We start from the raw sequence: 11,336 nt of genomic DNA, 5'->3' as shown, positions 1-11,336 counted from the left end.
CCCCCGTGGTGACCACGACCCCGACCCCCGTCGTCACGACCACAACTCCCTCCACCCCCACGACCACGGCAACCACCACGCCTACCCCGGCGGTAACGACGACTCCGACCCCGACGGTCACAACCACCACACCTACCCCCGTGGTGACCACGACCCCGACCCCCGTCGTCACGACCACAACTCCCTCCACCCCCACCACCACGGCAACCACGTCGCCCACTCCGGCCGTGACAAGCACACCTACCCCATCGGCTACCACCTCCACGCCTGCGCCGTCGACCTCGACGACCAGCACCACTCCTCCGGCGACCACCCAGAGCACGACTCCTCCGCTTCCGCCGGCTCCCTCTGAGAGCATTCCGCCTGTGAAGCCCTCGGCAAAGGAACCTAACCGTTCGCTTGCCTCGACGGGAGCAACGACGCAGATTGTCCTCGGCGCAGCACTGAGCGCGGCCACAGCTGGCGGTGTCCTGGTAGCTCGCAAGCGTCGCGAGCAAGCCTGAAAGACAGGCGCTTAACTCCTGAAAAGGGTGGGGCCTCCACGCGAAATCGCGTGGAGGCCCCACCCATATGTTCTTTTATCTACGCGCGGTCTGCATCTACCAGCACAGGAAAAGACGAAAAATCAGTCCTCGCGGGTTGTCACTTCGATGATCTGAACTTCCGCAGAATCGGGAATATCCGCGGCGCGCGGAGTTGAGGAAGCTCCAGCGCTAGCTCCGGCCTCGTCAACAACCGTACTGTCAACGACACGAACCCCGGGACGAGGCGCACCATATCCTGCGCGCCCACTCCCCTGAGCACCTCCACGGGTGAGGGCCCGGCGCAGCAAGAAAAGGAAAACGCCGACGATCACCAAGACGGCAACGACGACAAAGATAATGAGGTTGCCCAAGGCAGTAAGTAGTGTGCCAATCATGTCTTCACCCTACACCGCACCCCTGTTGCGTGAGACAATGGAGACCTCAGCTCATAACGAACAAAGCGCAGGCCGCGCCGCCTACTGAACGCTGACGTTCGCACCGGTTTCAGGCATATAAGGGGTCGATATTTTATGGGGAATAGAGTCGAAACCCAGGACCGCCTCTTGGCCGCAACCCGTCAGATCATCATCAACGAAGGCATCGAAGCGACCTCTCTTGAACACATCTGCTCGGTAGCCGGTTTTACCCGCGGTGCGTTCTACTCGAATTTCTCTTCAAAGGATTCACTGCTGGGAATTCTTGCCGAAGCCGAATACTCCGACCTCATCCAGCGTCTTCGCGAGCGCGTACTCCTGTGGGAAAACGCCCAAACCCCAGCATCTCGAAATGATGATGGAGACCGCCATCTCCTCATGGAGAATCTTCTTTTCGAAGCACTGGACGCGATCCACATCGATCAGGGCCTCTACATCCTCCACTCCGAAATGCTCATGCGCTCCATCCGAGATGCGGAATGGGGAATGCGCCTCCTCGACCTCAACCGCGAGTTCGCCGATCAACTCGGCTCGGTCCTCCACACGATTCTCACCGCCGCAGGTCGAGAACTCACCGTCCCCATCGGCGCTCTCACCCAAAGCGTGATCGGCGTCGTCATGCGTGCCGCCGGTCTTGCGGGATGGCGTGAAGCAATCCGCGCCTACCGCAGCGAGCACAGCACGCCTACCGATTCGGGATATCCAGCGCCCGCGCCTCGGGAAAATCATCCACCGGTGCCCGCGGCACACACCGCTTCCCAAGCCAGCCCCGCAACCCGATCGATTCTTGAGGTTGTTTTGGTTCTCCTCTATGCCTGCTCGCGTGAAGCCGAGTAGCCCGGCTCATACTTTTCACCCCGGACAAGCCGCGGCGATACACATCGGTATCACCCACTAAGGCTTTTTATAGAAAACTCTAAGAGTGGCGATATTCCGCCACAAACTCACCCTCTTCCCGTAGCACTGTTCGTACGACCGGCAGAATATGCACCCCTGTATTTGTTCAGCTATGTAGCGGCTTGAACGATGGGCATGATGCATATCGACACCACTGCACCCATCCTTCACTGCGATGAGGTTGACTCAACGAACACTCTTCTCGCCCGTGCTGCACGCGGCGAGCTACCCACTGACGAGGCCTTCGCCCCCCTTTCGGGTCGCGCGGCGGCCTCGGGATGCGCGCTTTGGGCTGACCGACAAATTCACGGGCGCGGACGTGACGGCCGGGTATGGCTTTCCTCCGATGAGGCACTGACTTTTTCTCTTCTCATCGAAGTCAGCGAAGCAGAGATGGAATGGCTCACGGCTCTTGCCGGGGTAGCGCTCCTGCGCACGATCAAGGCCACCCCCGCCCTCCGCCTCGATTCTGAACTTTCATTGAAGTGGCCCAACGACCTTCTTCTTGGAGGACGCAAACTCGCCGGTATCTTGTGCGAGCACGCTGATCTGGCTGCATCTGGGCACCTCGTCATTGTGGGCGTCGGTCTGAATATCGGCGCCCTCCCAGAGGCGGTCAAGGACTTTGCCGCAACTATTGAATGCTCTCTTGATTCTTCCTCTCGCGAAGATTTCATCGATGCTTTCCGAGGCAATCTTGTGGATTGCATCTCGGCTGGTGACCTTGCCGCTTGGCGCGAGTCTTACGCCTCCCTCGTCGCGGTGTTTGGTCGCGAGTGTCCTGTGCACCTGCCCGGCAAAGCAGTCCTTTCAGCAACTCCTCTCAGCATCGATGATCATGCCCACCTCGTGTGCCAATCACGAGAAGGCGAAATTTTCACTGTCACAACCGGGGAACTTTCTCCCACTCCACTCGTGGAAGGACACCTATCATGACGAATGCCCTTTCTCCCGTTCTCGTTGCGAACCGAGGTGAAATTGCTGTTCGCGTGATCCGCACGCTGCGTGAACTCGGTCTTGAATCGATTGCCGTTTACGCGGAAGCAGACCGTGACACCCTCGCCTGTGAACTCGCGACATCCGCATATTCCCTGGGCGGACGCAGCGCTGCAGAAACCTATCTCAACCCCGAAGCAATCCTCGAGGTCGCAAAGAAGTCCGGTGCCCGCGCCATTCACCCGGGATATGGATTCCTCTCTGAGAACGCCGACTTCGCTGCCCGCGTGCAAGAAGCCGGACTGATCTGGATTGGTCCTTCTCCCGAGGCCATCGATGCCTTGGGCGACAAGATCCGCGCGCGAGCCCTTGCGGATTCTTGCAATGTCCCAACCATCGCCGGAAAGTCTCTTGAGGGAACGGAGGCCGAGGACGCCATTGCACTGGCCAACGAAATTGGCTACCCGGTCCTCATCAAGCGCGCCGATGGCGGCGGCGGACGCGGAATCACGCGTTTTAATTCCGACTCGGAACTGCGTGAGTTCTACACGAATCTTGCAGATCCCCAGACGCTGTCCCTGTGCTTCATGGAGAAGTTCATCGCACGCGGTCGCCACGTCGAAACACAGTGCGCACGTGATTCCTATGGCACTTTCGCCGTCGTCTCGACCCGCGATTGCTCGGTCCAGCGCCGCAACCAGAAGGTCGTCGAGGAAGCACCGGCTCCCTTCATTTCAGAGGAACTCCACTCTCGCCTCGAACGCTTCTCACATGCACTCTTTGACGCCGTAGACTACGTGGGAGTCGGAACCTGTGAGTTCCTCGTCGAAGACGGTCACGCCTACTTCCTAGAAGTTAATCCCCGTCTTCAAGTCGAGCACACCGTCTCTGAAGAAGTCACCGGACTAGACCTTGTCGCCGAACAGCTTCGCATCGCCCACGGTCTTCCCCTCAGCATTATTCCCCCTGTACGAGGCCACGCTATCGAAGTGCGCGTCACCAGCGAAGACCCCGCTAATGAACTCATGCCGGCAACCGGACGTCTCGGGGCAATTCAGTGGCCGGGAGGCCCGGGGGTGCGCATCGATTCTTTCATCCGTCCGGGTGAAGAAATCGGTACGGATTTCGACTCCCTCATTGCCAAGATCACTGTCCATGCACCGACCCGCATCCAGGCGATCATCCGTCTCCAGCGGGCGCTCGATGAACTCAGCGTTGAAGGACTTCCCACCTCCGCTCCCCTGCTCTCGCACATCCTCGCAACCCCGCAGTTTAGAAGCGAAGAAGGAGATGCCCTGGGTGTCTACACGCAGTGGCTCGAGCGCGAGGGAATCCTCACCGAGGTCGCCGAGAGCGTGCGCGCACAGGGAACAATCTCCACCGAGGCCTCGGAAGATGGACGCGAAGAATGCGCCGTGATGCGTTCCTTCGTCATCGAAGTCGACGGTAAGCGCGTCGCCCTCAAGCTCCCCAGCGATCTCCTGAGCGCAACAAGTGCGGAGGGCGCGGGGCGTCCACGGCCTCGTCAGCCACTGCGACGCGCACTGCGCCAGCGCGCAAACTCAGTCGACGAAGGCCCCAATGTCACCTCGCCCATCCAGGCAACCGTCATTCGCGTTGCCGTTGAAGAAGGCCAAGAGGTTGAAGAAGGCGAACTCGTCGCCGTTATCGAGTCCATGAAGATGGAAAAGACCCTCACCGCAGGCTGCAACGGAACAATCGCAAAGATTCACGTGGCTGCCGGCGACACCGTTAAAGCCGGAGACGTCCTGGTGAGCATTAAGGAGGAAGCATGACTCCGTCAAGCACTCATCGCCTCAAGGAAACCGAGGAGCACGAGGCCATCGGTCGTCGTAACTTCTACGATCGCACGCACTCCATCCTGGAAGCAGCAGAAGAACGAGCACGCGAATCACAGCACGCGCGAGGCCGCAAGACCGCACGCGAGCGCCTGGATTTCCTCCTCGATGAGGGTTCTTTCAACGAACTCAACCGCTACGCAGGCGGGGATATCGAGGCCGGAGAACTTGGCTCGGCGGTGATCACCGGTATCGGTACCCTCGATGGGCGTCCGGTCGCCGTCTACGCTCAGGATTTCTCAATCCGCGGTGGCACGCTGGGCAAAGTCGAGGGAGATAAGATCCTCCTCCTGATGGACCGCGCAATTTCGATGCGCATTCCGATCATCGCCCTGCTGGACTCGGGTGGCGCGCGCATTCAAGAAGGCGTGACCGCACTTGCGCAATACGGTCGAATCTTCCGCAAGACCACCGAGGCCTCGGGAGTGGTCCCGCAGATTTCGGTGATCCTCGGTCCCTGTGCGGGAGGCGCGGTCTACGGACCCGCACTAACGGACTTCATCATCATGACGAAGAACTCCTCGTACATGTTCGTCACCGGCCCCTCCGTTGTGAAGGCGGCGACCGGCGAGGACATTTCCTCTGAGGACCTGGGTGGCGGTGACCTGCACAATTCCGTTTCGGGTGTTGCCCACTTCCTGGCGGAGGACGAGGAAGAAGCCCTCGAATACGCGCGCACTCTTCTGTCCTACCTGCCTCAAAACTGCGACAAGAAGCCTCCGCGCTATCTCTTCGAAGACGACGGGACCGAGACTCGCGCCCGCGAGGTCGCCTCTTTGGTTCCTGAATCCCCCAAGCAGGACTACGACATGGTCGAGGTCATCGAGGCCCTGGTGGACCACGGTGAATTCCTTGAGGTCCAGCCACTCTTCTCTCCGTCGATCGTCGTCGGTTTTGCGTGCTTCGAGGGCCGTCCCGTGGGTATCGTCGCTAATCAGCCCAGCGTGGACGCAGGAACCCTGGACGTGAACGCCTCGGAGAAGGCGGCGCGTTTCGTCCAATTCCTTGATGCCTTCGGAATCCCGATCATCACCTTGGTCGACGTCCCCGGATATCGCCCCGGTTCCGAACAGGAACGCGCGGGAATCATTCGTCGTGGCGCCAAGCTCATTACCGCCTACGCGACGGCCACGGTTCCCATGATCACCGTCATCATCCGAAAGGCTTTTGGCGGCGCCTACATCGTCATGGGATCGAAGTCACTGGGCGCAGATATGAACTTCTCCTGGCCCGCATCCCAAATTGCCGTGATGGGCTCTGAAGGCGCGGTGGACATTGTTTTCCGCCGTCAGTTGGCCGCGGCAGGCAAGGAAGGACGCAACGTTGCTGAGCAGCGCGCGCACTACCAGGAAATGTACGAACGCCAATCGATGAACCCGAATCTCTCACTGAAAAATGGCGAGCTCGATGCCCTCATCGAGCCCTCCATGACCCGCGAATATATCTGCCGTTCACTGGCAGTTCTCCACTTGAAAGACCGAACGGTCACCACCCCTCGTGTCCACGACAACGCCCCTATGTGATGAGGAAAGTAGATCAATCATGACTGCATTTTTTACCGAAATCCCCACTCCCTACGCATTGACTTTTGCGGGACAGGGGTCCGCGTGGCGCCCTGCTCTGACCTCTTCTTTGTCCTTCCCGCCTCACGCACAGATGCTGCGCACTTACTACGCGCAGGTGCGTGAGCTTCTCGCTCCTGTCGCTGCGGATCTGCTCACCAGCGCCCCAGGTTCTTTGGAGCGCCTCAACGGCTTGATGAACGGCGATACCTCCGATCTTCCCTCCGATGCCTCGCCTTCGGTGTCAGTTCCCGGGATTACCTTCGCGCAGCTCGGCGCTCTTGCTGACCTGGACGCAACCCAGCTCGACATTCACACAAGCTCTCCCGTGCTCTTGGGCCACTCCCAGGGCATCTTGGGCGCCGAGGTTGCGCGCGCGTGGATCGCCCGCGATGACCAGCGCGTCACCCACGTGCTTGCCCTCGCCGTCCTCATCGGTACTGCTGCACAGTCGCTGAGCGTTCGCCTCGGCGCCACGAAGCTTGGGGATGCCACCCCGATGCTGTCTGTGCGCGGGCTCCCCTGCTCGATGATTTCCGAGGCCGTGGATACCCAAGCGGTTTCTCTTGCGGTCGTCAACGGCCCGCGTTCCGTCGTTCTTTCGGGCCGCCCCGACGATCTTCAGGCCTTCCGTCACGCGCTTGAGTCTCGCGTTGCCGCAGAAAACCGCGCATTGGAAGAGCACCTCAAGGGTGGAACTCCCCTCGAGGCTATTTTCGAATTCCTCCCCGTTGCCGCTCCCTTCCACTCTGACATGCTCGAAGAGGCCGTCGCACAGGTTGCTGCGTGGACGCGGACCCTGGCCGAGGCTGGCCACAGCATCGACGACGCCGAGGCAGAGCGTGTTGCTCGTGCAATCCTTGTTGAGCGCGACGACTGGTCGGCAGCTGTTGCCTCCGCCGTGTCGGAAGGTGTCAAGGTCTTCATCGATCTTGGCCCCTCGAATATGCTTACGCGCCTGACCCAGGATCTTCTGGATGGAACTGGCGCACAGATTGTGGACGCATCAACGAATGCCCGTCGCACCGAACTCGATGAGACCGGATCGCACTATGAGCCCGAATCCGACTGGTCGCAGTTCGCTCCCAAGGTTGTTGCACTTCCCGATGGTCGCCACGTCGTCTCGACCGCCTTCACGCGCCTGACGGGTCGCTCTCCCATCGTTCTTCCCGGTATGACCCCGACGACCGTTGGTCCTCGGATCGTCGCAGCAGCAGCAAACGCTGGACACTGGGCAGAAATGGCCGGCGGTGGACAGTACTCCGAAGAGGTCTTCACCGAGCACCGCTTGGAGCTTCAGAAGCTTCTCGAACCCGGTCGCAGCGCCGGATTCAACACGATGTTCTTTGACCGCTTCATGTGGAACCTGCAATTCGGCGTCAACCGAATTGTTCCCAAGGCTCGCCGCGCGGGTGCCCCCATCGATGCCGTGACCATCGCCGCGGGTATTCCCGAATTGGACGAGGCCCGCGACTTGATCGCCCAGCTGCGCGCCGATGGTTTTGAGTACCTGTGCTTGAAGCCCGGAACCGTGGAGCAAATCGAGCAGGTCCTGCGCATTGCTCGCGCGAACCCCGAGCACACGCTGATTATTCAGGTCGAAGACGGCCACTCTGGTGGCCACCACTCGTGGGAAAACCTGGACGATCTGCTCTTGGCAACCTACGGACATATTCGTCGTACTCCCAATGTTGTTCTGGCTGTCGGTGGCGGTATCGGCTCGGCTGCCGATGCGGCACGTTACATCACCGGCCAGTGGTCCGTGGACCTGGGATCCCCGGCGATGCCCGTCGATGCGGTGCTCGTGGGCACGGCCTCGATGGCGACTTTGGAAGCGGAAACTTCCCCGCAGGTCAAGCAGCTCCTCAAGGACACCCCCGGTGTAGGTGAAGATGGTTGGGTCGGTAGCGGGAAGGTTCGCGGTGGAATGACCTCGGGCCTGTCGCACCTGGGCGCCGACATGCACGAGATCGAAAACTCCTCCGCACGCGCATCGCGCCTCATTCACGAGGTCGGCTCCGATCTTGAGGCGATCAATGCACGCCGCGATGAGCTCATTGAGGCCATGAACAAGACGGCCAAGCCCTACTTCGGCGAATTGGCCGAAATGACCTACGCCGAGTGGGCACGCCGCGTCATCGACTTGTCCTACCCCTGGGCGGATTGGACGTGGACGGATCGCGCTCTGGATCTCTTCCACCGCATTGAGTCGCGTCTCAACCCCGCCGACCACGGCGATATTCCGACTCTCTTTGAGAACCGCGAGGATCTTGAGGACGGACAGGCAGCACTGTCTCGCCTTCTTGAGGCCTACCCCCAGGCAGAGACCACTCGCGTTGTCCCCGCCGATGTCGCATGGTTCCCGGTCCTGTGCCGCAAGCACCACAAGCCCATGCCTTTCGTTCCGGTTCTTGATGGCGATCTGGCTCGCTGGTGGGGAACGGATACCCTCTGGCAGTCTCAGGATGCCCGTTTTGATGCTGATGCTGTCCGAATCATCCCCGGCCCGCGTTCGGTCGCTGGTATTGATCGTGTGAACGAGCCCATCGGCGAGATGTTTGCGCGTTTCGAGCAGGCAGTTGTCGATGCTCTTGCCCCCTCTGCCGCTCAGGTCCCCCACGTGTGGTCACGTTTCCACGACCTGGAGGATGCGGCCTCGTTCCTGCGGGAAATCTCCCACATTCAGTGGGCGGGCAACCTGGTCGACAACCCCGCATACACCTCGGTGGACGCGACTGAAATTCTCCACGACGAGGCCGGCTACTCGATCCGCATTCACTGCGATTCGATGTGGGACCAGACCCCGAACAGCTCGCACCATTCGGTGGAATACATCGATATCCCGGTTCTTCTGTCCAGCGCGTGCATGACCGGCGCCTACCCGGTTGTTGACATGTCACGCCTGTCCGTGACCGCTTATGACCTGCTTGCGGGTGCTGCGGGCGTTGGAACGACGACCGTCAATGGCGACCACATCGAGAAGATGCCCGCGGTTATCCCGGGCGAGGGATTTGGCACGGTTCGCGATTCCTTCACCTTCACCGAAAACCTGGGCTTTGCTCACGGCGCGGTGACCGGTGGCGCACTGTCGACCCAGCTGGCCTCGGGAGTTCCCGATGCGCTGGTTGGCCCCTGCTGGCCTGCAATTTACGCAGCGCTGGGTTCGGCAATGTACCAGGGAGTTCCCGTCATCGAGGGCCTGGTTAACGCCGTGCACTTGGACCACTCGATCTTCTTGGACCGCGAGCTGCCCTCCTTCGGTTCTCGCGTCGAGGTCGAGGGACGCTGCGCCGAGCTCTCTGAGTCTTCCGCGGGTCGAGTCGTGCGCGTCGAACTGGAGCTCTCCTATGAGGGCGAAGTCTTTGCACGCATGGTTGAGCGCTTCGCGATCCGAGGCCGCATTGCCTCGACTCAGCCGCCGGCCCCCGCTCCCGAGGTCGCCGATTCCTTCGTTGATACTCCGCGTTCTTTCCTGCGTCACGTGCGCGTCCAAGCACCGGAGAATATGACGGCTTTCGCCATTGTTTCTGGCGATTTCAACCCGATTCACACCTCCTATGCGGCCGCGCGCCTGTCTGGTCTGAGTGCACCGCTGGTCCACGGAATGTGGCTCTCGGCAACCGTCCAACATGTATTGTGCGCACACTCCACTCAGCCGGTCGATAGCCCCGACATTCTGGGTGTCATTCGTTCGGTTGAAATGCCCGAGGCTGAGATTTCGGCGTGGTCGTACCGCATGTTCGGCATGGTCCAGCTCAACGACATCGTAGATATCACGATTGAGCGCGTGGGCCGTATCGGCGGCGAGCTCGTCCTTGAAGCGACCTGCCGTATTGGCGATGAGGTTGTCTCGATTGCCCGTGCACGCACTCGTGCACCGCGCACCGCCTATGTCTACCCCGGTCAGGGTATTCAGCGCCAGATGATGGGTTTGGAGCACATGTCTGCGACTGCCCGCAGCGTCTGGGCACAAGCGGATGCACATACTCGCAAGGCCCTGGGCTTCTCGATTGAATCGATTGTCCGCACGAACCCGACCGAACTTCGCGTTGGTTCCGAGATCTTCCGTCACCCCAAGGGCGTCCTCAACCTCACGCAATTCACTCAGGTTGCTCTGGCAACTCTTGCCTACGCACAAACCGAAGAACTGCGCGCCGATGGGGCATTTGAAGAGCACGCCTTCTACGCCGGCCACTCGCTGGGTGAATACACCGCACTGTCGGCCTACGCGCAGATCTTCCCCCTCGAGCAAGTCCTTGAGATCGTCTTCCAGCGCGGATCGGCCATGCACCACCTGGTCGAACGCGATGCGCAGGGACGCTCGAACTACGCAATGGGAGCTCTGCGTCCAAACCAGTTCGGAATGGGCGACGCCGAGGTCCGCGATTACGTCGCCTCGATCGCCGAAAAGTCCGGCGAGTTCTTGGAGATCGTCAACTACAACCTGGCTGGCTCCCAGTACTCCGTTGCCGGAAGTATTGCCGGATTGAAGGCTCTGGAAGCAGATACCGCTGAGCGCGCACGCGCACACGGCGGCCGCCGAGCCCTCATCATGATTCCGGGAATTGACGTTCCCTTCCACTCCTCACGACTGCGCGCAGGCGTTCCGGCCTTCCGCGACAAGCTCGATTCCTTGCTTCCCGAGAGCATCAACCTCGATGTCCTCCAGGGTCGCTACATTCCGAACTTGGTTGCGCGCCCCTTCGAGCTGAGTCGGGACTTCGCACTGTCGATCCTCGAGGTTGTTCCTTCCGAGGCAACCCAGACGCTTGTCGACAATTGGGACGAGGCCGCGGCCAATCCTCAGTCGACCGCGCGTACCCTGCTCATCGAGCTTCTCTCCTGGCAATTCGCTTCCCCGGTTCGCTGGATCGAAACTCAGGACCTGCTCTTCAGTGCTCCTCCCAAGGGATTGGGCGTCGAACGCCTCGTTGAAATCGGCCTGGCTTCCTCGCCGACCTTGGCGAATATGGCATCGAAGACCCTGTCCCTGCCCGCTTTCGCACAGGTTCAAGTCGATGTCTTGAACGTTGAACGCGATAGCGCCCGCGCTCGTAACGAGGATGCGGTTGCCGCCCCCGAGCGTGCGCAGGCAGACTCCCCCGCTTCCGCCGACGAGGCCGC

8 protein-coding genes are annotated in these 11,336 nt (G+C 60.6%); 6 read left to right on the top strand and 2 right to left on the bottom strand.

Annotated elements, in window-relative coordinates:
* Nucleotides 1-322 (bottom strand): hypothetical protein (locus tag BQ8011_RS09115; protein WP_234952141.1); only part of this gene is annotated, 322 nt, incomplete at its 3' end.
* A 43-nt stretch (nt 323-365) separates the two neighbouring features.
* Between BQ8011_RS09115 and BQ8011_RS09110 the strand changes: the two genes are divergently transcribed.
* Nucleotides 366-503: an LPXTG cell wall anchor domain-containing protein gene (locus BQ8011_RS09110; protein WP_122983067.1), complete on the top strand. Its 138-nt coding sequence runs from the start codon at nt 366-368 to the stop codon at nt 501-503.
* 122 nt (nt 504-625) lie between these two features.
* Here BQ8011_RS09110 and BQ8011_RS02875 read toward each other — a convergent pair whose 3' ends face one another.
* A complete protein-coding gene (locus BQ8011_RS02875; RefSeq protein WP_034500776.1) occupies nt 626-919 on the bottom strand; it encodes a hypothetical protein in 294 nt (97 codons plus the stop codon).
* Nucleotides 920-1,054: 135 nt separating this feature from the next.
* On the opposite strand from BQ8011_RS02875, the gene BQ8011_RS02870 reads away from it, so the two are divergent.
* From BQ8011_RS02870 to BQ8011_RS02850, 5 genes are all read left to right on the top strand, one after another.
* Entirely contained in the window at nt 1,055-1,795 is a 741-nt protein-coding gene (locus tag BQ8011_RS02870; RefSeq protein WP_034500778.1) for a TetR/AcrR family transcriptional regulator, read from the top strand.
* A 195-nt stretch (nt 1,796-1,990) separates the two neighbouring features.
* Nucleotides 1,991-2,791 (top strand): biotin--[acetyl-CoA-carboxylase] ligase, encoded by an 801-nt coding sequence (locus BQ8011_RS02865; RefSeq protein ID WP_231945352.1) that lies wholly within the window; start codon nt 1,991-1,993, stop codon nt 2,789-2,791.
* Entirely contained in the window at nt 2,788-4,587 is a 1,800-nt protein-coding gene (locus tag BQ8011_RS02860) for an ATP-binding protein (RefSeq protein ID WP_072457259.1), read from the top strand. The genes BQ8011_RS02865 and BQ8011_RS02860 overlap by 4 nt, the downstream gene beginning before the upstream one ends.
* Nucleotides 4,584-6,173, top strand: coding sequence for an acyl-CoA carboxylase subunit beta (locus BQ8011_RS02855; RefSeq protein ID WP_072457257.1), 1,590 nt, complete (start codon nt 4,584-4,586; stop codon nt 6,171-6,173). Before BQ8011_RS02860 ends, BQ8011_RS02855 begins: the two co-directional genes overlap by 4 nt.
* A gap of 19 nt (nt 6,174-6,192) precedes the next feature.
* Nucleotides 6,193-11,336 (top strand): fatty acid synthase subunit beta domain-containing protein (locus tag BQ8011_RS02850; RefSeq protein WP_122983069.1); only part of this gene is annotated, 5,144 nt, incomplete at its 3' end.

It is taken from the genome of Actinomyces marseillensis (assembly GCF_900155605.1).
GTDB classification, from domain to species: Bacteria; Actinomycetota; Actinomycetes; order Actinomycetales; family Actinomycetaceae; genus Pauljensenia; species Pauljensenia marseillensis.
Note: the sequence above shows the minus strand (reverse complement) of the source record. Positions and strands in the feature narration are given on the sequence as shown.

Excerpts from the sequence above, each read along its gene's own strand:
- BQ8011_RS02875 (WP_034500776.1), bottom strand. The coding sequence starts at position 919 with ATGATTGGCACACTACTTACTGCCTTGGGCAACCTCATTATCTTTGTC.
- BQ8011_RS02870 (WP_034500778.1), top strand. The coding sequence starts at position 1,055 with ATGGGGAATAGAGTCGAAACCCAGGACCGCCTCTTGGCCGCAACCCGT.
- BQ8011_RS02865 (WP_231945352.1), top strand. The coding sequence starts at position 1,991 with ATGATGCATATCGACACCACTGCACCCATCCTTCACTGCGATGAGGTT.
- BQ8011_RS02860 (WP_072457259.1), top strand. The coding sequence starts at position 2,788 with ATGACGAATGCCCTTTCTCCCGTTCTCGTTGCGAACCGAGGTGAAATT.
- BQ8011_RS02855 (WP_072457257.1), top strand. The coding sequence starts at position 4,584 with ATGACTCCGTCAAGCACTCATCGCCTCAAGGAAACCGAGGAGCACGAG.